This window comes from Bremerella alba, assembly GCF_013618625.1.
GTDB classification, from domain to species: domain Bacteria; phylum Planctomycetota; class Planctomycetia; order Pirellulales; family Pirellulaceae; genus Bremerella; species Bremerella alba.
This window is the reverse complement of record NZ_JABRWO010000003.1, coordinates 123,781-150,212: the sequence shown is the minus strand read 5'-3', so window position 1 is coordinate 150,212 and position 26,432 is coordinate 123,781. Positions and strand designations below refer to the sequence as shown.

The window sequence follows — 26,432 nt, the reverse complement described above, 5'->3', positions numbered from 1 at the left end:
TGGCTACCATTTTTGGATCGTTTTGATTTACTGCTGACAGATTCCCGGGTGATCGCGAAGAGTGCCAGAAAGGAAATTAGGCGCCCTCGCTAAACTGGCCATATCGGACAACAATTAGCTAGGCCCCCTAATAAACTGTTAGCTGTGCCGCTCTTCGTCGCAAAGTGGCGATTATTGGTTAATCCGGCGGCAGGTATGGAATCGATAGAGGTCACATCGCCGCTCTGAACCGGGGAGAGACTTGTTCCCCATGGTCAGCGTTAGATTTATCGCGGAGCGGTCTGAATTTCACCTCGGTTGATTATTCTCCTATATCTATAACCTTACCTAAGTACCCATTTCTAACGATGCCCAATTTGGATCCGTCAACGCTTGCAAGCCGCCGATCCCAAAAGTCTGCGCCCATGCCCATCTATGGGGCAATTTTCTTTTCGATTGCAGGCGTATTCCTGATCGATTTGTTTACCCCTTTGGGCATCGCTGTCTGGATTTTTTACCTGGTACCGGTGGTGCTGACCTTACTGGTATGGCGTCCGCAAATACCTTTGTATGTCGCAAGTGTGCTTACCCTCTTAATGGTGATTACCTTTTTCACCGATAGTAGCGGCGTCGACCTAATAATCGTTCAGATCAATCGCGGTTTCGGGGCTCTTACGGTTTGGTGCATCGCGATAGTGGCATTCTTCTTCCTGAAGAATAAGAATGCCATCGAATTTGAGCGTTGGTTGCAGAAAGGCCAGACAGGCCTCAGCAAGACTCTTAGTGGAGATCAGCGCATCGAGCAACTCGGGAACAACTTACTTCGCTATCTTGCAGAATACTTCGAGGCGCCGGTTGCCGCCTGCTTTGCCATTGAAGGGGAGCACTACCGCCGAATCGCGACCTACGGAGTGCCCGCCGAGAGTGGCCTGCCAGAGCAAATTGAAGTCGGTGATGGACTGCTTGGTCAGGCCATTGAAGATCAACGTCCCTTCGTACTCACCGATGTTCCTGAGGGTCACCTGTTGTTCGGGACCGGCCTCACGCGGGGAACGCCTTCTCAGATGATCATCTCGCCGGCGATCGCGGATGACGAGGTTCAGGCCGTTGTCGAATTAGGATTCTTTCGGCCCATCGACCATGGCGATCAAGTGCTGCTTAGCCGAATCAGCGAAGCCGTGGGGCAAGCGATTCGCTCTGCGAATTATCGGGCAAAACTGCAAAAGCTATTGCACGAGACCCAGCAGCAATCAGAAGAACTTCAGACGCAAAGCGAAGAGTTGCGGGTCTCGAATGAAGAACTGGAAGAACAAGGCCGTGCGTTAAAAGAGACAGCAGCTCGACTGGAACTCCAACAGACAGAATTAGAGCAGACAAACAGCCAGCTCGAAGAGCAGACGCAACTGCTAGAGGCTCAACGCGATGAACTTGCGGTGACCAAGCTTTCGCTCCAGCAACAGGCCAAAGACCTGGAGCGGGCCAGCCAGTATAAGTCGGACTTTTTGGCCAACATGTCTCACGAGCTGCGAACGCCGCTCAATTCGACTTTGATCCTGGCTAAATTGCTTGCCGACAATGCCAGCGGCAATTTAACCGAGGAACAGATTAAATTCGCGAAGACGATCCTGAGTTCCGGCAACGACCTTTTGAATCTCATCAGCGACATCTTGGATTTGAGTAAGATCGAAGCCGGTCAAATGGATGTCCGTCCCGAAGAGGTCAAAATGGGCCACCTATTGGACGAATTGTCTAACGGACTTCGCCCATTGGCCGAACAGAAACAGCTCAAGTTTTCAATCGAGGTGAAATCGAACGCACCCTCTGTGCTTTGGACCGATCGCCGCCGTCTCGAACAGATCCTCAAAAACCTCGCTTCCAACGCCATCAAGTTCACTAACGATGGGTCGGTAACGATCCATGTTTCTAAGCTGCCTGAGAGAAAAGTGGCATTCGCGGTCCAAGATACAGGGATCGGAATTCCGTTAGAGCAACAGCCCACGGTGTTCGAGGCGTTTCGACAAGTGGATGGTACCGCCCACCGGAAACACGGGGGAACAGGTTTGGGACTGTCGATCTCTCAGGAACTGGCCAATCTGCTGGGAGGAGAAATTGCTTTAGAGAGCGAGGTGGGCAAGGGAAGCTTGTTTACGCTAACCGTTCCCGCCACATTCGAACCAAGCCAGATCGAAACTTCCCCTGTGCGAAAGGTCTTGGCGGCTTCGTTGCCGTCGCATGATACGCCGTCGCCTGACACGCTGCCGACGAAAAGCGATCCGCCGTTTCCCAAGGTGGAAGTTAAGGATGACCGTCGGCAGTTATCAGGCGATCGCCGATTGCTGCTGGTGGTCGAAGACGATCTTAATTTTGGCGAAGTGCTGTACGGCCTGGCTCGCGAACAGAAATTCGATTGCCTGCTGGCGACCACCGCCGAGGAAGGCGTTACGCTCGCCAAACAATATCAGCCCAACGCCATCATCTTGGACGTTGGCCTGCCGGATGACTCAGGGCTTGCCGTTTTAGATAGCTTCAAGGGTGATGCGCGTCTGCGTCATATTCCGGTTCATGTTATATCCGGTAACGACTATACAGAATCGGCGTTGTCGCTCGGCGCTGTGGGCTTCAAGCTCAAACCGGTCCGGCGCGAAGAATTCATCGAACTGCTACAAGGACTCGAATCGAGATTCTCTCAGCGTATGCGACGCGTGCTGGTAGTCGAAGACGATCCGGTGCAGCGTGAAAGCGTTCAATCACTGCTGGGATCTCTGGATGTCGAGACCGTCGGTTCGGCTAATGCGGCTGAGTGCCTGGAACAACTCAAAGAAGGAACGTTTGATTGCATGGTGCTCGACCTGGCTCTGCCAGACTCGACCGGCTATGCACTACTCGAGACGCTTAGCAAGGAAGACCATTACTCGTTCCCGCCGGTGATCGTTTATACAGGCCGAGACCTCTCGGCCGACCAAGAGCAACTTCTTCGCCAGTACTCTCAGTCGATCATCATCAAAGGGGCCAAGTCGCCGGAACGATTGATGGATGAGGTCACCTTATTCCTGCACAAGGTCGTTGCCGAACTTCCTCTTGAGCAGCAAAGGATGATTGAAAAGGCAAGACGTCGTGATGAAATCCTCGAGGGACGCCGGATCCTGGTTGTGGAGGATGACGTCAGAAATGTCTTTGCGTTGACGAGCGTACTTGAACCTCGTGGTGCAGTCATCGAGATTGCCCGAAACGGACGCGAGGCGGTCGACGTGATCGAAAAGTCGATCGCAGATCCGACCAAAAAGTTCGATCTGGTGTTGATGGATGTGATGATGCCAGAAATGGACGGAATTACGGCGACGCAGGAGATCCGAAAACATGCCCAATGCAAGCGTCTTGCGATTATTATGCTAACCGCGAAGGCCATGGAAAACGACCAAAAGGCCTGCCTTGAAGCAGGAGCGAATGATTACCTGACAAAGCCGCTTGATGTCGATAAACTCTTGTCGCTCATTCGTGTCTGGCTACCCCGGTAAGGAGACACAATGATGGCAGACGCGATTGAAGACATTGAGTTGCACCTCTTACTCGAGGCCATCTACCGACGATACTACTTTGATTTTCGTGGCTACTCCATGGCCTCGATCAAACGTCGTATCACGCAGGCACTTGTGAGATTCGAGATACCAACCATCTCTCGCTTGCAGGACATGGTTCTGCGAGACGAGCGGCTGTTTACTGAACTTCTTTCGTATCTCACGGTCCAAGTGAGCGAGCTGTTTCGAGATCCGCTGTACTTTCGAACCTTCCGAGAGCAAGTGGTACCACACCTGCGAACGTATCCATCCCTAAAATTTTGGGTCGCCGGTTGTGGCGATGGCGAAGAAGTCTATTCTCTGGCCATTCTTCTGAGAGAAGAGGGCCTCGATGATCGCACCATGATTTACGGAACGGACGTCAATCCTCGCGCTTTGGAAAGGGCGGAAGCCGGCGTTTACGATCTCGACCGGATCCCTCTGTTCACCAAGAACCATCAGCTTTCTGGTGGTAAATCTTCGCTATCCGATTACTACCTGGCGAAGTATGGGGCTGCCGTCTTCGATAAGTCTCTTCGGCAAAATATTGTATTCTCGGACCACAGTCTTGTTTCGGACCATGTTTTTGCCGAAGTCCATTTCGTTTCCTGCCGGAACGTATTAATTTACTTTGATCGTGAACTTCAGGATCGAGCCATTGGCGTCATGACAGACGCGCTCGTTCGCCGTGGATTCTTAGGATTGGGATCGAAAGAGACACTCAAGTTTACTCACCATGCCGATGCGTACACCGACTTCGCCTCTGAGGTTCGTCTCTATCAAAAGAAGGGTGACCTGGTATGACCACCCGGCCTGAAGCTATCGTGATAGGTGCCTCGAGCGGTGCCATCGAAGCATTAAAAGTGATCGTCGGTAGCCTGCCGGCCAGTTTTCCGATTCCTATTCTCATTGTCGTCCATATTCCCCCAGATCGTCCCAGCGCGCTGGTAGAAGTCCTTCGTCGTGGCACCCTCGTTTGCGTCTCTGAGGCGGAAGACAAAGAGCCCGTTTGCACGAATCGAATTTACATCGCCCCTCCCGATTATCACTTGATGGTCGAAAAACACTTTCATTTATCTCTGATTTACGATGAAGCAGAGAATTTTTCCCGTCCGGCAATCGATGTCTTGTTTGAAACGGCGGCCGATGCGTACGGTTCAGATCTGCTCGGAATTATCTTGACGGGTGCCAATGGTGACGGAAGTCGTGGACTTCAGAAAATCGTCGAAGCTGGCGGCAGGGCAGTCGTCCAGTGTCCCGAGTCGGCCCTCTCTCCGGACATGCCCAAGGCGGCCATCAAAAAGTGCCCCACCGCGGAAGTGTTACGACTGGAAGAAATTGCCGACTATCTATTGCAATGGGGCAGCATCAATGACTGAATTGCCAACTTCCCCGGTTTACTTCCTGCTTGTCGACGATCGCGAAGAGAATCTCGTCGCGTTGGAAGCCGTGCTGCAACGCGAGAACCTGCACTTGCTCAAAGCACGTTCTGGATCGGAAGCACTCGAGAAGTTACTGGAATACGATGTTGCTTTGGCCTTGGTCGACGTTCAAATGCCATCGATGGATGGATTTGAACTGGCCGAGCTGATGCGGGGTACACAACGCACGAAGCGAATTCCCATCATCTTCCTTACTGCCGGTAGCGCCGATGAACAGCGTTACTTCCGCGGCTACGAAGCAGGCGCAGTCGATTTTCTGCACAAGCCGATTGAAGCAGCCGTGCTTCGCAGTAAAAGTGATGTGTTTTTCGAACTCTATCAGCAGCGACAAGAAGTCGCTCGACAGCGAGATGAACTTCAGGCCATTCTCGAAGAAAATGCTTCACTGCTTCGCAAGAGCCAAGAGTTTGCCGAGGCGTTGCAAGACGCCGACCGACGCAAGGACGAATTCCTGGCAACGCTTGCTCATGAACTGCGAAATCCGCTTGCCCCGATTCTGCATGCCGTTCAAATCCTTCGCTTAGGCGGTGTTTCTCCCGAAGAGCTTTTCGAGCTAAACGAAATCGTGGAGCGACAGGTCAAGCACATGGTACGGCTGATCGACGATCTACTGGATGTCAGCCGCATTACGCGTGGAAAAATCCAACTACGTCGAGAACGTGTATGGGTCGCGGATATCGTCAAGTCGGCCGTAGAGACCAGCAAGACGTGGATAACCGACGCCAGTCATCGCTTGGAGGTCAAGCTTCCCGAGCAACCCATCGCGGTGTCGGGAGACGCAGTCCGCCTTTCCCAGGTCTTGGCGAACCTGCTGAATAACGCGGCCAAGTACACACCGGCGGACGGCCACATCATCATCACGGCAGATCGTGTTGACGATCACGTTCGCATACGCGTGGAAGACAATGGTGTCGGAATTCCGTTAGAGGCCCAAGGTGAAATCTTCGACATGTTCATCCAGGTCAAGCAGCACTTCCAACAGGCACGCGGCGGCCTGGGAATCGGCCTGACGTTGGTCAAACGCCTGGTCGAATTGCATGGAGGTACGGCCAGCATCTTCAGCGAAGGGGAAGGGCAGGGGACCTCCGTCACCATTGAGCTACCTCTTGATGAAACGACCGATACAAGGGAGTCCACGGCAGATGACGGGAGTCAGGTCGTAGCGTCACCTTTCCGAATTTTGGTGGTCGACGACAACCAAGACGCCGCGAGAAGCCTGGCAAAACTACTTGATCTCGATGGGCACGATACGGTGGTGGCCAATGATGGTAAAAGTGGAATTGAAGTGGCCCGGACGTATCAGCCGGACGTGGTGTTTCTCGATCTAGGCATGCCCAATTTCGATGGGTTTCAGACTTTGGCCGCCATGCGAGCTTTGCCAGATCTGGGAGACGTTCGTATTGTGGCAGTAACCGGATGGGGACAGGAAGCAGATCGCCAACGCACCAAGGAGGCCGGCTTCCGCTTCCACCTTGTTAAGCCTGTCGAAATTGCCGACTTGCGTCATGTCTTATTGCAAATCGAAGCGACAACCTCGATTTAACCTGTAAGCTTGATTTCCAGCACCTCATCGCTTTGGCAGGTGCAATAGAAATGGAATCACAGGTAATTCCTGGCTTTTATTCTTGCACCCTGTTAGACTAAGACACCCCTAAGTTTCCTGCCCATTCCCTATGCCACTCGGCAGCACCCCTCAAAATGCCTTTCATGCGTCGTCGTACCTTTCTTGCTGCTTCTTCAGCCGCGTTGCTGCTTAACTCCACACTCCGAGCCGATGATTCGGCGAAACGCACAGTTGCCGTGATCGGGCACACCGGTCGGGGCAGCTACGGCCACGGGCTGGATACGGTCTGGCACCAAATTCCCGAGACCGAAATTGTCGCCGTCGCCGATGCGAATGAGCCTGGCCTGGCACGGGAAGTGGCGAAACTGAAACTCGAGCGGGGCTATTCCGACTACCGTAAGATGCTGCAGGAAACGCGTCCCGAGTTTGTCGCGGTCGGTCCACGGCATCCTGACCAGCATCAAGACATGATCCTCGCGGCCATCGAGTCTGGCGCGAAAGGCATCTACTGCGAGAAACCCTTTTGCCGCACGCCGGCCGAGGCCGACACGTTGATTGCCGCAGCCGCCAAGCAAGGCACCAAAGTGGCGGTCGCCCATCGCAATCGTTATCAGCCAGCATTGGCTAAAATCACCGAGTTACTTGACTCCGGAGAGATGGGGCGTCTGCTGGAAATCCGCGGCAAAGGCAAAGGTGATCGTCGCGGTGGCGGGGAAGACCTATGGGTGCTCGGGTCGCACGTGCTGAACCTGTTCACCTATTTCTCGGGTGCCCCAAAGACAGTTTCCGCCCTACTTCGCAAAGAAGGACGCCCTGTGACAGCGGATGATGTCATTTCGGGCGCGGAAGGGTTAGGCCCCTTAGCCGCCGACGAAGTCCGGGCTCGCTATGAAATGGAAGACGGTACGATCGCCTATTACGATTCTGTAGCCAACGACGGCACCGCTCCCAATGGCTATTGCCTGGAACTGATCGGTAGCAAAGGTGTCGTCACACTGCACATCGACCGCACGCCGATCGCACATTTCACGCGGGGCAATCCTTTCCAGGCCTCGCCAAATGGACAGTCTTGGATTCCCATCACGTCGGCTGGTGTCGGCGAAAAAGAGCCTGACCCAGAGTTGATTCGTTCCGTCCATAACCATGTGCTGCCTGTTCGCGATTTGATCGCAGCCGTGGACGAAGACCGTGCCCCCATTTGCGATATCCACGAAGGCGCTGCGACCGTGGAAATGATCTGCGGCGTGTTCCAGTCGCATCGAGAAAATGGACGCAGCGTCTCGTTCCCCCTTTCACAGCGGGACAATGCTCTGGCCGATTGGTAAGTGCAGGCAACTGCGCCGTCATCGAGCAGATTGACGGCGTAAGCGTGTCCTCGCCAATTTCTTTTTTCTATTCCTTCATCCCTGCGGCTGGCATACCCAGTTCATCTTCTAGATCGCATCGCCTTCTTTGGACAACACCATGAAACGCTTCCTAGTTTCCCTACTCCTAGGCGTCGCCTGTTCGCTTGTCGCGCAGGCAGAAGAGGCGAGTCAACCGGAGTTGCCGTTCGATCGAGCGTTGATAAACCGCTATAGCCTGGACCATTTACCCAGGTCGATCTCGATTCGGCAGGCGAATGACTTCTGGCTGGGTTACGACCTCGAGCGAGCCACACTCTACAAGGCCTGGCGGGCACCTGAAAACAAATCGGGGCTCAAGGGGTCCGGATTCGTGATGCGGTCCGTTGGGCAGACGCTTTACGAGGATAAGTCCAACGAGACTTGGCGATTTCAACACAACGGCAACACCATGCCGCTGGACATCCGCTATCTAGGGTGCTCTCAACGCGAAGGATACTTCGAATTGCAATGGGAGCTAAAGTACGACAAGGGCATTTTGACGCTACACGAACGCGTGCCGATGTCCCCAAAAAATCCAATCGCGAGAGAGATTCACGTCGACTCCCTGCCATCCGACGGACAGTTGCTCCTGCCGGCTCCGATGCAAAAGGCATGGAAACTAGCGACCGCTAAAGGCGATTCTGCCTCGAGTCTGTCTGATGCCCAATGGTATCAACTCACCACGCGTTGATCTGTCTTGCCAGAAGCACTCGCTGATCTCCCACAAAGGCTTGCCTCTATGAATCGATACCCGATGATCTTCTGCCTGGTCTTGTTACTTATGGCCAGCGGCGTGTGCACGGCCGCCGAGACGAGCAGCTCGCTCGATTTGCCTGCCAAGGCAATTTTCTCTAAAGGGCCGAACAAGTGGAATGGCGATGTCCTGGAGATCACCCGCGGGCGTGGGGCGATCATTGGCTGGTACATCCAGGCAGAAAAAGAGGAAGAGGTTACCGTCTCGATCGAGTACGCCGCTGCCCAGAAACTGAATCAGGCCTACCAGCTTTCGTTCGACGGAAAGGATCGATTCTGGAACGTTGAGCCAACGCCGGACGATACTTGGGCGCAAGCCGAACTGGGCAAGTTCCGAGTCCGGGCCGGTTTGCCGATCCTGGTTCTGCTCGTTCCCCCGTCGGGCACTACCTATCCGCATCCAGTGAAATTTCGCAAGTTGATTGTGACAGGAAAAACGTCCGGGAACCTCTCGCTTGTAACCAACCTGGACGAACCGACGGTCCCGGATGCTTCGCCTGGGTTTGGTCGCAAGTTGAACGATCGCCACCCGGCATTGGATTCGATCGACCTGCGAAGTGAGGACACTCCCATGCGAATCACCGGCATGGCGATGCGTGGGCCGAACGAGCTTCTGTGGACGACCTGGGAAGGGGATCTGTTTGCTCTCGAACTCGATTCCATCTCTCAGAGTAAAATCCCACAGTTTCGGCGCATCGCTCAGGGCCTGTCCGAGCCGCTGGGGCTGACCATCTTCGAGGGACGTATCTTTGTCACCGAAAAGAATCAAGCGACCGAATTGATCGATGAGGACGGCGACGGCAAGTTCGAGACCTACCGCTGCTTATCACACGACTGGCCAAGCAGCCTCGACTATCACGAGTACCTGTTCGGCGCTGTCATCCGTGATTCGAAACTCTACTTTTCTAGCAGCGTGGGCATGGCCCGGCGAGGCAAAGATAATTACCAGGCACCACTGCGTGGCAGTCTCCTGGAGGTGGATATCAACACGGGCAATACCGAAATCGTAGCGGCCGGGCTACGGACGCCTGACGGAATTGGGCTGGGCCCTCAAGACTCGCTGTTGATCACCGACAACCAAGGAGAATGGCTGCCCGCCAACAAACTTATTCACGTCGAGCAAGATGCTTTCTATCAATTCCGAAGCGTGCCTCCCTGGCACCCGCTCGATCGCCCCGAGGCGGACCCACCGGCGGTTTGGCTGCCTCAAGGGGAAATCGCGTCGTCGCCTACGCAACCGATTACGCTACCGGAAAGTTGGGGGCCCTATGCCGGACAAGTTCTCTTTGGCGACGCAACTTTTGGCGGACTGCAACGTGCGGTTTTAGAAGAGTCCGACGGCGTCATGCAGGGAGCCGTGTTCCCGTTCTCGCAGGGGTTCCAACATCTATTTCATCGTTTCGTACTGACTCCCCAGGGGGAACTCTACGCTGGCGGAATTGCTCGTGGCAAGGATTGGGAGTTTATCGAGCGGGTAAGTGGGCTCACGCAGATTCGGTACAACCAGCAGAACGTCTTCGAGCCACTGGCCGCACGAATTCGATCGAACGGCTTAGAGATTGAGTTCACTCAGCCGCTCGCCGAGGCAGTCGGCTGGGACCCTGAAAGCTACTACGTTTCGCAGTGGGGTTACCAGGCGACGCAGACCTATGGTGGAACGAAGGTTCGTTATCGCCAGAGCGAAGTCGCATCGGCAACGGTCTCTTCAGATCGACGGAAAGTCTTTCTGGAACTACCGGATTTGGTCGAAGGAGAGGTCGTGCATGTGCGGCTCTCTGAATTACTGTCCTCTGAGAGTGGCCAACCTCTGTGGACCGGTGACCTGTGGTATACCGTCAATCGAATCCCCAAAGATAAGCCGGGCGAAGTACGCAAGCCATCGCCGGACACTCTGATGGCGGAAAACCCTTTCTTTCAGTTCTCGCCCGACAACGGCGGCCGGGTGTCATACCAGAATTTTTGTGCGTCTTGCCATAGTCTCGACGGATCGCGACGCGTAGGTCCCACTTTCCAGAATCTGGTGGGCTCTAAACGCAAGGTTCGCGAACGTGAAACAGGAAAGACTCGCGAGGTGCTTGCCGATTCAGACTATCTAAAGCATTCGATCCAAGACCCCAACGCTCTTTTAGTCGAGGGCTACCCGAAGAATCTAATGCCGCCGGTCAGTGGTGTCCTGACGGACAAGCAGATTAACGAACTGATCGGCTACCTCAATAAGCTATCCGACCCCGAATTTGCCAGGCTTGAAGCGGCTCGTACGCCAACGGTACACCATGAATGGACGATGCAAGACTTCCCCAACGTTGGGCACAAAGCCAGTCCGGAAATGGTCAATCCGCCCGCCATCACACGGGGTCGACTGGCATTTATAAAGGCGCAGTGCCTGCAGTGCCACTCGGTCTCAGGCTATGGTGCCAACCTAGGGCCAGACTTGGTCGAATCGGTGAAGAAGTTCCAAGGTGAGAAGCTACTACGTCATATCATCGAACCGGCACTGGAAATCCACCCCAAGCACCAAACATCCCAGTTCTTGCTGGACAGCGGCAAAGTTGTCGTTGGTAACATTGTCAAGGAAGATGATGAGACGATCTACGTCGCCACCAACCTACTTGAGCCGCAGAATTTGACGACCATCAACCGGTCCGAAATAGAGGAGCAGCAAGTCTCGCGAAGCTCGGCCATGCCGGCGGGGCTGCTTAATGGCCTTAGCAAAGAAGAGATTGTTGACCTGCTTCAATTCCTAGAAGCAGGCCCGGCTCCGATTAGCGTTTCGGATCCTCCTACCACTTCAAAGTGAATCTACCATGAAATCATTATCGTTGCTTGCTGTAGTCACCCTACTGCTACCTACGTTCCCGCTTGCCGCCGTAGCAAGCGAGCCGGAAGAAAAAGACCTCGGGTTTGTCGAGCTATCCGACGGGAAAAGCTTTGAAGGGTGGCAACACAACGGCAACTGGGAAATTCAAAACGGTGTATTCGCCCGGGTGCGTAAAGGGGGCAACCTGACTTACACCGCAGGGCTCGTCCCCGACGATTTTGAATTGCGGTTCGACTGGAAGGTCTCGAAGGGATGCAATAGCGGAGTCTACTACCGTCCCGGACAAGTGGAATACCAGGTGCTCGACGACGAGAACAGCCACTATGGCGAGAACCCACGGCAATCGGCGGCTTCTCTCTTTTTCTGCATGGCCCCCAGTAAATCGGCTGCACGGCCTCATGGCCAATGGAACACGGCCCGGATTATCTGCAAAGACACAGTGATCGAGCATTGGCTCAACGACGAGCGGGTCCTTTCATTCGACTACACCGACCCGAAGTGGGCTGACGAGGTCAAGTTACTGGATATCCGTGGTGGCGACCTGACCGGCCGCGGCGGCAAGCTCTATTTGCAAGACCATGGCCAAGATGTCTGGTTTCGCAACTTACGGATGCGAAAATTTCCGGAGAATGAAAAATTAATTCCAGATCCCGACTTTAAACCAATGCCGGTTCCCGCCGCCGCACTCAAGAAGGAAGAGGCCCGTGTCCAGGCCATGCTGAAGCGTGCTAAGTCGTAGCTTGGGCATCGCCCGGGGGCAAAAAGGGAACAAACAAGATGCAAAAAGCACACTTGCAATTTGGGCACCGCAAGGCACATTGGGCGCCACACGGAAAAAATCTCGCCTTTACCAGTTTTCGTGTGGTGCCATATTTTATATTATAACAATAATGAATTTGACGTATCCTGGGCATTGATGTAGAAATGGGGTGGCAGTTAGGCGACTAACTTTTACGCGCTGAGCGAAAACCCATCTGCCTCTCCTCGCATACAAAAAAGCTCCAATGATCACACACTCTTCTCATTTCACTTCGTTTCCTTACGTAGTACTTTTGGTCGGTTCCGTTTTCATCGCTGGTTGCGGCGAGGCCGGAACCGCGACCACCACGGTAACTGGCAAAGTAACCCACAAAGACAAGCTTCTGGAGCGAGGGGTTGTGCTCTTCAGCCCGGTCGACGCCAACTCTTCCCCGAGTCGAACGAACATCGATGCCGATGGCACCTATCAAATTGAAGTCATGCCAGGCCAGCACAAGGTAATCGTAAAGCTCTTTACCGAGACCGACCCCAACCTCGAACCAGGTGAGCCTGGTTATGTTGCGCCCAAATCTCTTCTGCCGATCCAATACTCTAGTTTGGCTCGGACTCCACTCGAATTCACTGTCGGCGATGAGCCCGTTGAGATCAATTTAGAATTGTAGAGGTTCCTGAATCACGAGAACTTCCTGGATTTAAGTTTCTCTCACTCATCGAACACATTTGTCGCTCTTCGTTTCTCTATTAGGTTAATTCCATGCAATCCATCAATTGTCCCCGGAAGTCGATGCGCGGCTTCACACTGGTTGAACTGTTAGTGGTCATCGCCATTATTGGTGTTCTTATCGCCCTGCTTTTGCCGGCCGTTCAACAGGCTCGCGAGGCTGCCCGGCGCATGCAGTGCACCAATCAGATGAAACAGTTTGGTTTAGCCATTCACAATTTCCACGACACGTACGGGGTTATTCCTGCAAATAGCTATCCTTCCCGTCCTTCAGGCACTCCCGATGTTTGGCTGTATGCCAACTTTAGCGGCTGGGCCCGACTTTTACCCGGACTGGAACAACAGGCCCTACACGATGAATATGATATCGAAAAAGCTTTCGGAGACAGCTTTAATGCCCAGGTAAACGAAGACCACGACCCTGTGGGGATCTTCTTCTGTCCATCGCGACGCGGTCCTGAGAAAGATTCTAATTTCCAGCACCGTGGTGACTATGCTTTCTGTGGCGGTGGCGAACTGCCCGACGGTAGCCAAAGTCATGTGCATGCGTCTGATCCCAGTGATGCCAATGGAATGTTCATGATGCCACGCGTTGAGGGTAGCAACCGCATGTGGAAGAAACCGGGACAGCTTACATTCGCCAGTGTTACCGATGGCCTAAGCAACACCTTAGCCGTGGGCGAAAAACGCGTCGAAGAATTTCGCGATGATAGCAACGCTCTGATCGATGGCGTCACCGTCGGAAATGCTGATGGCCCGCATTATCGGTGGGGCTGGCACTCGTCTCGAAATACGACTTCGCCGATGAACGGCCCAATCGTCGGCGCCTGGAGTAATCTCGACGCCAATTTCGCCAGCCTGCATCCCGGGGGTTGTAACTTCCTCTTCGGCGATGGCTCGGTCCACTTCATCCCGGAAACGGTCAACTTCGAAGTCTATAACCTTCTCGCCGCCCGGAATAGTGGCAAGCCGGTCACCCTCCCCTAACGAGGCCTCGAAAACTCTGGCGGATTCTTTTCCAGAAACATTGAATCTGCCGAGATGTCGTCTTCAAGGGCGGAGATGCTAAATTGCTTTCCCCGCCCTTTTTTACGTCAATCAGGAAGTTACCTCGCCCTATCATTCCCGCCGGGGCTCTGGTGAGAGGTGAGCAGCTTCAAGTCGTTATTTGTTTTAGATACGCCTGTTTGACCGGTAGATTCTCGGTCAGGCAGTAATTAGTTTAAGTCGGCATCATCGTCTTGATGCCCGTATGCCTACCACCGCGAGAAACCTCCCTCCTCTCGCTGACGATTCCTTCCTACCGGAGAATGAAGTGACTGGACCAAGAATGGTCAGAGTGGTTTCGCTCTTGCTACTAGCCTCTTTCGGATCAATAGCGTGGGGGCAAGACCGCGAAGCACCTTTTGTCGCAGGCTTCGAACGCTTTGCCCGACACGGTGTCGTTGAGTCGAATATGGGTGGGCAACTACTACTTTCCGAGCTTAGCTGTACCGCTTGTCATACAACCGACTCGTTGGCCCTGATACCTAAGCGGGGCCCTCACCTGACCGGAACCGGAAACCGGATCCAGGCCGATTGGATCCGAGCGTTCCTCAACTCGCCCCACCAGGTCAAACCGGGAACGACGATGCCCGACGTCTTGGCCCCTCTACCAGAGGACGAACGCGAGGAAGCGGTCGAGGCCCTCGTTGCTTTTCTCTCGACGCAGCACAGACCTTTTCCTGAAGCCAGGGCAAGCGGCGCGAACCCTTTGCCTCACGAGTTCTGGAACAATGGGAACGCGGCACGGGGTGAGAAACTCTTTCATCTGGTTGGTTGTGTCGCATGCCACGCGCCGGACCCAAACTACCAGGGTGGGCATTCACAGCCATCGGCCATGTCGGCCCTGCTTTCCACGCTGGATCCTGAAGATATCGAAGAAATGGGACTCACCGAATCGGCGCGGCCAGTGCCATCGGTTCCGCTACCCGACCTGTCAGCCAAATACACGACAAAGGCGCTGACCTTCTTTTTGACTTCGCCAGAAACGGTCCGTCCTGGTGTCCGGATGCCGAATCTAAAATTAGATTTAGTCGAGGCGGCCGATCTTGCGGCCTACCTTACCCAAGACGCGGCTCCCAAATCGGACCAAGATGCGCTTCCAGAGAACAGCCCGCTTGTCGAAAATGGGAAGCGACTCTTTACCTCGCTATCGTGCGTAAATTGTCACAACGTCGAAGGCCTGACTCCCACGACGCAAGCGAAGTCACTCGCTGACCTCAATGTGAACGACGAGATCGGCTGTCTAGGCGATCCGGCTCTTGGTTTGCCCCACTACGGCTTGGACGAAGTCCAGGTGGATTCGATCACTTCCGCACTCACCCAATTGGGATCGCAGGAACGCGAGCCCTCCAAGGATGTCTCCTTGAAACTTTCGCTCTTGCAGCAAAACTGCTATGCCTGCCATCAGCGGGACGAACTCGGTGGCATCGGTCCCGATCGTGAGAAGTTCTTTGAAACGGTTTCTCATGTCGACCTGGGTGACGAAGGTCGGTTGCCTCCACCGCTGACTCATGTGGGCAGAAAACTGAAGTCGTCGTGGTTTACCAAGGTCCTCGCTGGCTCAGGCGACATTCGGCCTCATATGCTGGTCCGCATGCCCAAGTTTCCCAAGCATTTGGCAGAGCGATTACCGGACGCTTTTGCCGAGGCCGATCAATCCGCTCCCGTGCCAGAGGCGGACGTGTTTCCCAAACTCACTAAGCTGGAAGACCCGGGACGTAGGTTGCTTAACAACGGTTGCGTCCAGTGTCATCCCGTCCGCGGAGAATCAGTCCCAGGTGCCGTAGGCGTTGACCTGGCTTCTGTGACCCAGCGTGTGCGGCCAGAGTGGTTCTTAGAGTTCCTGAGAAATCCCGCGGAGCTTAAAGACCGAACGCGCATGCCGTCATTCTTTCCTGGTGGAAAGAGTGCGATTCCCGAAATCCTCGATGGCGACATGGACCATCAAATCGCGGCCATGTGGAGCTACCTGAAAGATGTAAAGTCGCAAAAACTGCCTGAGAAGATCGAAGAAGCGAGGGCGCAGGAGTTCGAGCTCATTCCCAAAGAGCGTCCGATCCTGATCCGGACCTTTATGGAATCGGCTGGACCTCATGCGATTGCCGTCGGTTTTCCTCAACGTGTTCATTACGCGTTCGATGCCGAGCAGATGCAACTTACCCAAGCATGGCGTGGGCGGTTCCTTGATGCATACGGAACGTGGTTTGTCCGTTCGGCCCCTCCGGCCTCACCTTTAGAATCGGAAGTTGTCTCGCTACCGGCTGATTCGGCGTTTGCCCAATTGCCGCGTGCCAATGACCGTTGGCCCGCAGGAACCGAAAACACGACTCACTACCGGTTCTTGGGTTACGGCTTGGACCCCCAAGGCGTCCCCACACTTCGCTACCGCTATCGGGGATTCGAGATTGAAGATCGCATTGAACCGACGGACGAAGGAGGTTTGAAACGCTCCCTGAGCATCACCTCTCCGGACGAAGAATCCTCGGAAGGCAAGCTTTGGTTCCGAGCCCATCGTGGCACGAACTTGAAGCTTCAGGACAACTCCTGCACTGAGCCTGACGGCGTGACGGTCACGCTGGAAGTCCCGAACGATGATGCCGTTTTATGGCAAGACCCGGACAACCCCCAAACCATGGAATGGCGGGTGCCTGTCCGTACCGATCGCAAGCTGGAGGTAACGTATCAATGGTAAGTCGGCTGACGCTTCTCATCACGATCATAACCAGTTTGGCAATCGCCGAGACAGGGTTCGCCCAAAGGCCTTCCGAGAGCGACTTCTACAAGCTCATTTCGGTCCATACCTCCAAGTCGTCACAAAACTCGCGTGCCGCCAACTGGAAACCTGCGCCGGAGGATCTGGCCCTGGAGGTCAGCGGCTTGGCGGTCCTAGACGAGGACCGCGTCGCCGTGGCCATTCGCAAAGGGGAGATTTGGATTCTCAGTGGCGTCTTCGACGATCCACCGAAAGATGTCGAGTACCATCAATTCGCATCCGGTCTGCACGAGCCTTTAGGGCTGCTGTGGCATGACGATGCCTTTTACACCGTTCAGCGAAGTGAACTTACCCGCATTGAAGACTCAAGCGGAGATGGCATCGCCGATCAGTACCAAACGGTTGCCAAAGGCTGGGGAGTAACAGGCCACTATCATGAATACGCTTACGGCCCCAAGCTCGACGGCGACGGCAACCTTTGGCTCACATTAAACATTGGACTGGGTCTTCGCGGAGACCAGTTGAAACGAGCCATCCACGAGCCAACCCTTAACGTGACGCAGGGCCCTTGGCGTGGCTGGGGCATGAAAATTTCGCCCGAGGGGGACCTCATCCCCATATGCGCTGGCATGCGGTCACCTTCCGGACTTGGTGCGAACCAAGACGGCGACATGTTCTATACCGATCAGCAAGGCAACTGGGTCGCCACCAACAGTCTGCATCACATGCGAGAGGGCGCCTTTTTTCACCATCCCGATTCGCTGGCTTCGATGAACTTGCCTGGGTCGCCTATCGCTCCGATCTCAGCCATTCCTCAGGGAATCCCCTACCCGGAAGCTGTCAAACGTCTACCACAAATGCGTCCTCCCGCAGTCTGGTTTCCCTATAAGAAGGCGGGACAGTCTCCAACTGACATTCTGCTCGATACCAGCAATGGCAAATTTGGGCCGTTCAATGGGCAATTTTTCGTAGGAGAGTTCACACTCTCGTCGATTCATCGTGTTTTTCTGGAGAAAGTCGACGGAGAATACCAAGGAGCCGTGTTTCCGTTTCGCTCCGGACTCGCCTCGGCCGTGCTGCGATTAGGGCAGGCCGCAGATGGAAGCGTGCTGGCCGGATTGAGCAATCGCGGCTGGAGCAGTTTAGGTACTGCGTCGTACGGATTGCAACGGCTGGTATGGACTGGGCAAACGCCCTTCGAGATCCAAGAGATGAAGGCCATGCCGGACGGTTTTGAATTAACATTTACCCAGCCAGTCGATCCGCAGATCGCCAGCGACACGGCTTCCTATACGATGACAAGCCACACCTATCTTTATCACGGTGCTTACGGCAGCAATGAGATTAAAAAGAAAACACTGCCCATCACAAAGGCGCACGTTTCCGAAGACGGATTACGCGTCCGCCTCCAAGTCTCTGGCCTGCGGAAACTGTACGTTCACGAGCTTCGAGCGGACGGCCTTCGCAGCGACGACGGGCAACCGCTTCTACACCCCGACGCGTACTATACGCTGAATCGAATCCCTCAGTAGCCGACACGGCAGATGCAATAACCCCATCGGTCACGACAAACGGCATGGCCGGTCACCGTCCTTTCGTTTACCAAGCACTGTCGGCCGAAGTGCGCGCGAAATGAAGCCTCTCCGGCCGCGCTATGCTAGTGGACGAGTTGCTTGCCTCATGGCCGCAAGATCTCAGGGACGCTTTGTGGTAAGCGCGTTCTTCGCGTAGACAGCCTCTGATGCTGACCATTGCCACCTCCGACTTCGGTCGACTGGCATGTACGTTCTTACGTATTCCAGGTTCTGTCGGCAACTAATTGTGAGCCAATTTGCGGGAGCTCAAATTCTCTTCCCAACGAAATCCACTCACAATTCACCGAACAGAAGAAGACAGCGGAACCTGTGTTTTCCTCGGTACTTGCAGGCTATTAATATGCCGGTTAAAGGGCTCAACCTCGGATCCCATACGGCGACATCTGCACGTCCCGAACTGACCCTGGAAGAAATATTCATTTTATGTTGAGATTTTTGCGAGAATAGCTCGATTCCGGGTGAACTACTTATGAGGACCAAGAGGAATCCTGTGACGATAGACGACAAGAATGAAGAGTTTGGACGATTGTTTGCCGGGGTCGAAGGGCGCTTAAGGCGATATGTCGAAGCCATGGTACCCAAGGCAGGTGACGTCGATGACGTGATGCAAGAAACGGCCATTTCACTTATGAGAAAGTACGATCAGTACGATCCTGAACTCCCATTCTTTAACTGGGCGTGCAGATTCGCTCAGTTTGCGGTGAAGAGACACCGCAGTCGTGCGATGGCAAATCGGTACCAGTTTTCAGAGGCCGCTATCGATGCCATTGCCGCCGAGTATCCGCACCACCAACAACGATCGGAAGAACGCCGAAGAGCCCTGAGCGATTGCCTGGCGTCACTCCACGATAAAGACCGTCGACTCGTTGAATTACGATACTTTAGCGATGAAACAGTGGACAGCTTGTCTCAGAAGATCGAAGAACCGGTAGCTCGACTTTATCGATCCTTGTCTCGAATTCGCAAAGCACTCGCCAGCTGCGTTCGCAAGAAATTGGCCACGGAGGAAATGGTATGAGCTCCTTCCAAAATCCTGTCAACCAAGACGAAGTATGTCAACTTATCGATGCCTTGCTGGACGGCACTCTCTCGGGCGATGACTTTGAGAAATTAGATCATTGGATCACCACCAATGATGAGGCTCGTCAGTTGTACTTGGATTACCTTCAGATTCATCAGGAGCTTCCGGAACTGATCTTCCGCCAAGGCCAAGCAATGCCGACAGATCTTCTAGTGGTTTCTTCCAGTCGTCGCCAAGAGAAAACAGAACGATCAGAGCAGCAGCCGAGTTCTTCGAATAATTCTAGAATGGCCGTTATTCTCGCTATTGCGCTACTCATCCCCATTGCTCTGATTGTTGGGATTTATGTCGGCTTCTCCTCATCGAGGCCGATAGCTGGTCAAGACGGAACCGCGAATCCCGGTAAGCCCAATGAATTGCAGAGCGAAGCTTACTTTGCCAATCTGGCTCATGCCCGCTTCTTTGGAGAGTTGCCACCGCAAATTGGTGCGTCGCCAATCCTGCAACGCGACTATGTCCTGATTCAGGGGATGGTAGAGCTTGGTTTTCCTAACGGTGCTACAGCCGTCATTCAGGGACCGGCTTCGTTTCGAGTCGAAGGGAATGACCTTTTGGCTCTCGATATCGGGCAATGTAGCGTGCATGCTCCCCCAGGGGCTGAGGGCTTTCGGGTTGAGACGCCTGAGATCAGCATCGTCGACCGGGGAACTCGATTTTCGGTGAATGTCTCTCAGAATAGCGAAACGGACGTCCAAGTTGTTGAAGGTGCGGCCGATGTCTATCGCAAGCCCTCTGCTGAAAATGTTCAAGTTGAAGTGGCTTCCTCTCCGCTACGCTTGCAGGAAAAAGAAGCGATGCGTTTTGCGTTTTCCAATGTTTGGGATGCTGCTCATGTTCCTTTCGATCGTAAACGCTATCAGTTTGGACTTCCCGATCGAATCATTTCTTACGATGTCACCAAAAGCGAAGAGGGTCTCGCGCGGGCCTTGACGAGTGTTACCGTGCAGCGAGGGAATCAAATTGAATCCATCCCGATGGAGAAACTCATTCCCTCGAAATTAGTTTGGTTTCATGCGATGGACAATCATGGCTATTTGGCAGGCGATAGAGATCTTCCGACACCACGCGTTGCTTTCGCTTCTGATGAATTTCTACATACGGGCGTCATCAACATTGGTGGCAGCAAGGAACCACTGACAAGCGATCCCGTCATGACAATCGACCAGTCGCAGGATGATTTCGGGACTCCCGGTATTGCCATTGAATTCGATCGCCCTGTGCGGAATGGGCCAGGCCCCGATGTCGTGTTATTTGAGCTGCAGTTGATCATGAATCCCTTGGAGGGTGACGCCTTTCACGTGAGCCCGCTTAAGTTTGAGGACGGTCTGCATTCCCACACAGTCACGTCGTTCGACTTAACCATGGAGTCGCCTGAATCGCTGCTTTTGGATGAAGTCTACTTGTATCGGTTTGATCGTATTCCACGCTCTTTAGAACAGTTGGAAACGATTCCCTGTTCGCCACATTTCCAAGCATTCAAAAAGCAAGCAATTGCCGTCGGCATTGATCTATCGGACCTCGGCTACCCCGAAGGAGCCTTGGTGGACGGCTTATTTCTGCAAGACAACCTTGCAGATGACGACTATCTCGATCCTGTTTTTATCGCCGGGTTGCCCGATCTTGCCGAGTCATAATGAAATGACTATCTCCGTCTAAGAATACTCTTATGCCTGATACTTCCCGCCGTTTTCTCTTTTCCTTTCATTGAGGGAGCCTGACAGAATGAGCTTTCACTCCTCTCGTATTCGACTCCGAGCATTTACTTTGGTCGAGTTGCTCGTGGTGATTGCAATCATCGGTATTTTGATTGCCTTATTGCTGCCAGCTGTGCAGCAAGCGCGCGAGGCCGCTCGGCGCATGCAATGCACGAATAACCTCAAGCAGATGGGGCTGGCATGCCACAATTACATGGATATCCACCAAGAGAACTTGCCATCCGGTGCGTTCAAAAAAGACGACAGTCACGGTTGGGCTTTGTCTATTCTGCCCTTTTTAGAACAAACGACGCTTTATGACCAATATGACTTCTCTAAGGGCCCCACAGCCAACGAAAACCAAGCGATTCGACGGACTGTGGTTAACGCATTTATCTGCCCAAGCTTCGACGGAAAACCAAGCAATACCGCAACCGCGAAGTATTCCGACGGCGCCTTGCTGACCTATCAAGGTGTTCACGGAGTGTATTACAACGACGCCACGAAGGATTCGAACTTATCGGGAATCGTCTCAGCAGGACTCATACCCAGCAATGGAATTTTTCGCATTAACGGCACTCGCAAGGCTTCCGAAATTACCGATGGGCTGACTAATACGATCATGATTGGCGATTTCATCCATCGGGATCGATCTGGCACCAATGGCGGGTTTCCCGGCAATGTCCGCGTTTGGCTTGTCGGTGCCTACTTAACGGTCGACGGCATTTACAACTCTAAGGCCATCTACGAAGACACGATCAATTCTCGCCGGGATCGAGCCAACGACGGCGTGGCATTCAATCATATTCCCTTTTCAAGCCGCCACCCTGGTGGTGTGAACTTTGCGATTGCCGATGGCAGTGTTCGCTTCGTCCCGGAAACGATAAATTTCGACGCCTATTGTGCCGCCGCCACCATCAATGGCAGCGAAACCTTTCCCCTGCCATAACCTTTACGGTTCCTGCCGAGTTTACCTTCCCTCCCATCGCAATGCAGCGATCGCGTGCACGCAAGCGGTACGCGTCAAAGAGCCGTAGACCTGCCCCCTAAGCATATCGAGGAATATCACGCATGCAGATCATCCATTGTTCAATCGGAATGCTGTGCTTGATCTTTTTGATCGCCGGATGCTCTTCGGAAAGCCCCTTTGATATGGCTCCGGTTACTGGAACAGTCCTGTACCAGGGCAAGCCTTTGCCCTACGGAAATATTAACTTCCGCCCTTTGTCAGGCTCACCAGCATTCAGCCGAATTGATAGTAACGGGACATTCACATTGAGCACCTATGGAGACCGCGATGGTGCCATCGTCGGCAAACATGAGGTTCTGATCAAAGCTACCGACATCGATGCGGGAAAACCGCCCCGCAACAATTCAGGAATCGAGATGCCCGTGCTCCAATCCGTTATTCCCAAGAAGTACACCAGTTTTGCTACCAGTGAACTTACCGTGGAAGTCGTCGCTGGAAACGACAACCACTTTGTCTTCGAGTTGGAAGAATAAACCGACTTCAGACTTTTGTTGTCGTTGTTTTTTGCCTGTGTCACCCTGCCAATACCAAGACCTTTGATCATGAAATTGACTCGTTACTTATTGTTTGGAATCGCAATCTCAGCAATCGCCTGTAGCTTGCTCTCGAGCACGGTCTTCGCGGATGAAAACACGGCTGCTTTCTGGGAATTCGGCCAGGAGGAAGCGACTCTGCTTCATCCCATCGGGGGAATTCATCGAGATGTCCCTGGTCCTCGCCCTCCGAAGTTTCCTGATTTCCCGGTGAACAACACGGCCGTAAACTTCGATGGCCAAGGCTCGCGTTTTGTTTTTGATGACCCCGGAGATAGCAGTCCATTCGATTTCTTAAACGGAGACGAAATCACCTTAGAAGCGTGGGTCAATATTCGGGAACTGAATGAAGGGGATCATACCTACATCATCGGGAAAGGGCGCACAGGCAGGCCTGGCTTTCCTTTAGACAACCAGAACTGGGCTTTGCGTGTTCGTGGAATGCAAGGCGAAGCTCGCGTTAGCTTTCTTTTCGCCACCGAACCGAGCAAGCCCAACGACCAGAATTGGCATCGTTATACAAGCGTCAAAGGGTTTCGACCGCGAACAGGCTGGCATCATATTGCCGTTACGTATCGCTATGGGGAGCCACAAACCATGCAAACGTGGATTGATGGCAAAAAGGTTAGCGGCCAATGGGATGTGGGGGGCCCTACTACCGAAAGACCAGCGACCGATAACGATCAGATTTGGATTGGATCGGCCTTGGGAGGCTCCCCTTCTAACAGCTTCCGAGGTGGCTTGGATTCGATTGCCATACACCGGGTAATGCTTGACGAGAAAACACTCGCAAATCGATTTCGGCGCGTCGGCAAAGAAGATAATCAAGACGCCATTTCAAACTCAATGCCCAAGCTTGGGCCCCTCAAGCCCAATGAAGTAAGCGTTACCTTTCATGAAGGAATGCGGGCGCACGATCGCTGGCTATTCCCGGATGAACCGGTTCCACCAATCGCTGCTAAATGGTCCGGGCATGCGTTTCTCTTAGATCAAATCCCTGTGAAATATGACAACTGGGGCATCCGTGCAGACTGGGAAGCACCAGTGCTGGTTCGCATGGCGGCAGACGTATCTTTGCCGAAAGGAAAGCATACCGTTCTTATGCGTTCGCGAGGATTGGCAAGAGCATGGTTCGACGGAGAACAGGTAACTCAGTCAAGACCTTTGACCGGGGCGCCACATGGGGAAGAGCCTATCACCCCCGTTTCTGTTCCTCCTGGGCCGGGGCACCGTCCCGCCTGGCATCGATGCCAGGAAGTTATTGGCCAATTCGAGATTGTTGATGCTGAACCCGTTCGTGTTGTCTTTGAGGCAATTGCGGGAGGGAAACGGTTTCGAGCTGAACCAGGAGAACTGACGCTTGCCGTTCGGCTAGAAGGTAGTGAGTCCTTTAAGGTGTTGCGGCCGATCGAACTCGCTCAAGATTCTTTACCCCTGACAGATCAAGCTGTCGAAAAAGAACTACGCCAGATCGAAGAATCAATCACGGAACTGAACGACAAAAGGCGCGTGGTTGCCGCAAGCAGCCAAGACGGGTACTGGAAGAAACGCCGTCAGGCAGCTCAAAACTGGCTTGCAACGCATCCTGCTCCAGAGGTTCCCAGTTCCGAATCGAACACGACCAATCCGATTGATGCGTTTCTACTCGCTCGCATTAACGATGCCGATTCTCAAACAAGCGGAGCGTCTATATCACAAGAACAGATCCATTCTAGAAACGTGCTGGCGATCCTGAAGAGTGAGTGCTTTCGATGTCACGGCGAAAAAGACAAAGGGGGGCTTTCTCTTCAATCACGAGAATTAGCAGTCTTGGGTGGTTTTTCGGGTGAGCCTGCCATTGCTCCTGGCGATCCTCACGCGAGCGCACTGATCGCGCGACTTCGCACCGACGACGCCGATACAAGAATGCCCCCGTCAGGTGCACCCCTATCGGAAGAGAAGATTAAGATCCTTGAGAAATGGATTGCTGAGGGGGCCAAATGGCCAGAACAGCAACCAACGACGATGCCTTCCCAACATGCTCCGTTGGTCAATGACACCGCGTTTATCCGACGCGCCTACCTCGATACCGTAGGGGTCGTTCCTACCGAGAACGAGGTAAGGCAATTCCTAGCCGACTCAAACCCAGATAAACGATCGCAGCTAATCGATCGTTTACTGGAGGATCCTCGGTGGGCAGACAACTGGATGGGGTATTGGCTCGATATGCTTGCCGAAAACCCAACGTTGATCAACGCGAGTCTCAACAGTACGGGGCCTTTCCGTTGGTATCTTTACGACTCGCTTCGAGACAACAAACCAATCGATCGGATGGTGTACGAACTGTTGATGATGCGTGGTAGCGTCTATGAAGGAGGAAGTGCAGGCTTTGCACTTGCCGCCCAAAATGATTCTCCTTTCGCAGCCAAAGGGCACATTGTCGGGACGGCTTTCCTGGGAATTGAAATGCAGTGTGCTCGCTGTCATGACTCACCCTACCATTCGACCACTCAGGAAGATCTTTATTCGCTGGCAGCCATGTTTGCTCGCAAGTCGGTTAGCGTTCCGAAGTCCAGTACAGTTCCCGCTGGTTTCTTCGAGAAAAAAGAACGTGAATCATTAATTGCTGTCACCTTGAAACCAGGTCAAAAAGTCGTGCCTACCTGGCCCTTTGCTAAGGTTACCGGCGCCGAAGATAACGAGACCCTGCGGGAGCTGATGCAAAACACCGACGATCCACGCGAAAGGTTGGCCACGTTAATCACAACTCCACAGAATACGCGATTCGCGCGAGTGATTGCCAATCGTATCTGGCGACGACTAATCGGAGCCGGCATTGTCGAGCCACCACACGACTGGGAGGGCAATTCCCCCAGTCATCCAGAGCTGTTGGATTGGCTTGGTAAGGAGCTAGTCGCCTCTCGCTACAACATCAAAGCGTTGACGCGCACCATCATGACTTCGCAACTCTATCAACGCGAAGCCATCGGAAAGAACCGCGATGCCGAGCCCCAGCAACGGCTGTTCACGGCTCCGGATCGTCGCCGGCTGACTGCCGAACAGGTAGTCGATTCGTTCTTTCAGGCTACCGGCTATGAAATGGACGTGGAGCCCATGACGCTCGATCCCGATGGTCGCGCTGCAGCTAAAACCCGCAACACGTATGGAGAGCCTCACCGCAGTTGGATGTTCGTCAGTATTTCCAACGAAAGAGATCGGCCAAGCTTGAATCTCCCACGAGCCGCGGCAGTGGCCGAGGTGCTCACTGCTTTCGGCTGGACGGCCGACCGTCAGGCACCCAAGACCGATCGGGAAACGGCCCCCAATGTTCTGCAGCCTGCTGTTATGGCCAATAGCACTTTGACCATTTCTCTGACAAAAGTGGCCTACAAAAGCGCCTTAGCAGATCTTGCGTTGCAGGCACAATCGCCTGAGGCATTACTGGAATCTCTCTTTCTGCGTTTGGTCAACCGGCTACCGCACCAGGCAGAGAAAGAGCTCTTTCTCAATCGCCTACAGGAAGGCTTTACTGATCGCAAAGTTCCAGAAGGTCAGGTCGTTCTTCCGGAAGAACTGGAAAGACTTCCCCAAGTAACTTGGTGGAATCACGTCCGTAACGAGGCGAACACCATCCAGCAAGAACATGCCGAGAGAGTTCGCCAAGGACCTCAAGCAGATCCACGACTGGATCACCAGTGGCGACTTAGGTACGAGGATGTTATTTGGAGCATTGTCAATTTGCCTGAGTTTGTCTGGTGTCCTTGATGCAATGCTTTTCCTCCTCGTGA

General features: G+C 53.7%; 17 protein-coding genes. All 17 read left to right on the top strand.

Annotation, left to right across the window (positions count from 1 at the left end):
- Positions 1-404 precede the first annotated feature (404 nt).
- The 17 genes from HOV93_RS06310 to HOV93_RS06230 all read left to right on the top strand — a co-directional run bounded on the left by HOV93_RS06310 (position 405) and on the right by HOV93_RS06230 (position 26,409).
- Complete coding sequence (locus tag HOV93_RS06310; RefSeq protein WP_207395634.1) at positions 405-3,494, top strand: response regulator; 3,090 nt, start codon at positions 405-407, stop codon at positions 3,492-3,494.
- 9 nt (positions 3,495-3,503) lie between these two features.
- Complete coding sequence (locus tag HOV93_RS06305) at positions 3,504-4,337, top strand: CheR family methyltransferase (RefSeq protein ID WP_235989894.1); 834 nt, start codon at positions 3,504-3,506, stop codon at positions 4,335-4,337.
- A complete protein-coding gene (locus tag HOV93_RS06300) occupies positions 4,334-4,912 on the top strand; it encodes a chemotaxis protein CheB (RefSeq protein ID WP_207395633.1) in 579 nt (192 codons plus the stop codon). The genes HOV93_RS06305 and HOV93_RS06300 overlap by 4 nt, the downstream gene beginning before the upstream one ends.
- Complete coding sequence (locus HOV93_RS06295; protein WP_207395632.1) at positions 4,905-6,518, top strand: response regulator; 1,614 nt, start codon at positions 4,905-4,907, stop codon at positions 6,516-6,518. The genes HOV93_RS06300 and HOV93_RS06295 overlap by 8 nt, the downstream gene beginning before the upstream one ends.
- Before the next feature lie 164 nt (positions 6,519-6,682).
- Entirely contained in the window at positions 6,683-7,864 is a 1,182-nt protein-coding gene (locus HOV93_RS06290; protein WP_207395631.1) for a Gfo/Idh/MocA family protein, read from the top strand.
- Between the two features lie 139 nt (positions 7,865-8,003).
- Complete coding sequence (locus HOV93_RS06285; protein ID WP_207395630.1) at positions 8,004-8,615, top strand: hypothetical protein; 612 nt, start codon at positions 8,004-8,006, stop codon at positions 8,613-8,615.
- Positions 8,616-8,663: 48 nt separating this feature from the next.
- Positions 8,664-11,474, top strand: a complete 2,811-nt coding sequence (locus HOV93_RS06280) for a c-type cytochrome (protein WP_207395629.1) — start codon at positions 8,664-8,666, stop codon at positions 11,472-11,474.
- 7 nt (positions 11,475-11,481) lie between these two features.
- Positions 11,482-12,234 (top strand): 3-keto-disaccharide hydrolase, encoded by a 753-nt coding sequence (locus tag HOV93_RS06275; protein WP_207395628.1) that lies wholly within the window; start codon positions 11,482-11,484, stop codon positions 12,232-12,234.
- Positions 12,235-12,499: 265 nt separating this feature from the next.
- On the top strand, positions 12,500-12,916 hold the full coding sequence (locus HOV93_RS06270) for a hypothetical protein (protein ID WP_207395627.1): 417 nt from the start codon (positions 12,500-12,502) through the stop codon (positions 12,914-12,916).
- A 92-nt stretch (positions 12,917-13,008) separates the two neighbouring features.
- Positions 13,009-13,962, top strand: coding sequence for a DUF1559 domain-containing protein (locus tag HOV93_RS06265; protein WP_207395875.1), 954 nt, complete (start codon positions 13,009-13,011; stop codon positions 13,960-13,962).
- 364 nt (positions 13,963-14,326) lie between these two features.
- A complete protein-coding gene (locus HOV93_RS06260) occupies positions 14,327-16,711 on the top strand; it encodes a c-type cytochrome (protein WP_207395626.1) in 2,385 nt (794 codons plus the stop codon).
- Positions 16,705-18,264: a DUF7133 domain-containing protein gene (locus HOV93_RS06255; RefSeq protein ID WP_207395625.1), complete on the top strand. Its 1,560-nt coding sequence runs from the start codon at positions 16,705-16,707 to the stop codon at positions 18,262-18,264. The genes HOV93_RS06260 and HOV93_RS06255 overlap by 7 nt, the downstream gene beginning before the upstream one ends.
- A gap of 553 nt (positions 18,265-18,817) precedes the next feature.
- Positions 18,818-19,345 carry a sigma-70 family RNA polymerase sigma factor gene (locus HOV93_RS06250; RefSeq protein ID WP_207395624.1) on the top strand — a complete coding sequence of 176 codons (528 nt, stop codon included), beginning with the start codon at positions 18,818-18,820 and terminating at the stop codon, positions 19,343-19,345.
- A complete protein-coding gene (locus HOV93_RS06245; RefSeq protein ID WP_207395623.1) occupies positions 19,342-21,042 on the top strand; it encodes a FecR domain-containing protein in 1,701 nt (566 codons plus the stop codon). Before HOV93_RS06250 ends, HOV93_RS06245 begins: the two co-directional genes overlap by 4 nt.
- Positions 21,043-21,130: 88 nt before the next feature.
- Positions 21,131-22,051: a DUF1559 domain-containing protein gene (locus HOV93_RS06240; protein ID WP_207395622.1), complete on the top strand. Its 921-nt coding sequence runs from the start codon at positions 21,131-21,133 to the stop codon at positions 22,049-22,051.
- A gap of 122 nt (positions 22,052-22,173) precedes the next feature.
- Entirely contained in the window at positions 22,174-22,605 is a 432-nt protein-coding gene (locus HOV93_RS06235; RefSeq protein ID WP_235989891.1) for a DUF4198 domain-containing protein, read from the top strand.
- Between the two features lie 69 nt (positions 22,606-22,674).
- Positions 22,675-26,409 (top strand): DUF1553 domain-containing protein, encoded by a 3,735-nt coding sequence (locus tag HOV93_RS06230; RefSeq protein WP_207395621.1) that lies wholly within the window; start codon positions 22,675-22,677, stop codon positions 26,407-26,409.
- Positions 26,410-26,432: the final 23 nt, after the last annotated feature.

What these genes read in the sequence shown, in the direction of transcription:
- HOV93_RS06265 (WP_207395875.1), top strand. Translation starts at nt 13,009, where the DNA reads ATGCAATCCATCAATTGTCCCCGGAAGTCGATGCGCGGCTTCACACTG.
- HOV93_RS06300 (WP_207395633.1), top strand. Translation starts at nt 4,334, where the DNA reads ATGACCACCCGGCCTGAAGCTATCGTGATAGGTGCCTCGAGCGGTGCC.
- HOV93_RS06230 (WP_207395621.1), top strand. Translation starts at nt 22,675, where the DNA reads ATGAAATTGACTCGTTACTTATTGTTTGGAATCGCAATCTCAGCAATC.
- HOV93_RS06280 (WP_207395629.1), top strand. Translation starts at nt 8,664, where the DNA reads ATGAATCGATACCCGATGATCTTCTGCCTGGTCTTGTTACTTATGGCC.
- HOV93_RS06240 (WP_207395622.1), top strand. Translation starts at nt 21,131, where the DNA reads ATGAGCTTTCACTCCTCTCGTATTCGACTCCGAGCATTTACTTTGGTC.
- HOV93_RS06235 (WP_235989891.1), top strand. Translation starts at nt 22,174, where the DNA reads ATGCAGATCATCCATTGTTCAATCGGAATGCTGTGCTTGATCTTTTTG.
- HOV93_RS06305 (WP_235989894.1), top strand. Translation starts at nt 3,504, where the DNA reads ATGATGGCAGACGCGATTGAAGACATTGAGTTGCACCTCTTACTCGAG.
- HOV93_RS06285 (WP_207395630.1), top strand. Translation starts at nt 8,004, where the DNA reads ATGAAACGCTTCCTAGTTTCCCTACTCCTAGGCGTCGCCTGTTCGCTT.
- HOV93_RS06270 (WP_207395627.1), top strand. Translation starts at nt 12,500, where the DNA reads ATGATCACACACTCTTCTCATTTCACTTCGTTTCCTTACGTAGTACTT.
- HOV93_RS06275 (WP_207395628.1), top strand. Translation starts at nt 11,482, where the DNA reads ATGAAATCATTATCGTTGCTTGCTGTAGTCACCCTACTGCTACCTACG.
- HOV93_RS06310 (WP_207395634.1), top strand. Translation starts at nt 405, where the DNA reads ATGCCCATCTATGGGGCAATTTTCTTTTCGATTGCAGGCGTATTCCTG.
- HOV93_RS06245 (WP_207395623.1), top strand. Translation starts at nt 19,342, where the DNA reads ATGAGCTCCTTCCAAAATCCTGTCAACCAAGACGAAGTATGTCAACTT.
- HOV93_RS06290 (WP_207395631.1), top strand. Translation starts at nt 6,683, where the DNA reads ATGCGTCGTCGTACCTTTCTTGCTGCTTCTTCAGCCGCGTTGCTGCTT.
- HOV93_RS06255 (WP_207395625.1), top strand. Translation starts at nt 16,705, where the DNA reads ATGGTAAGTCGGCTGACGCTTCTCATCACGATCATAACCAGTTTGGCA.
- HOV93_RS06295 (WP_207395632.1), top strand. Translation starts at nt 4,905, where the DNA reads ATGACTGAATTGCCAACTTCCCCGGTTTACTTCCTGCTTGTCGACGAT.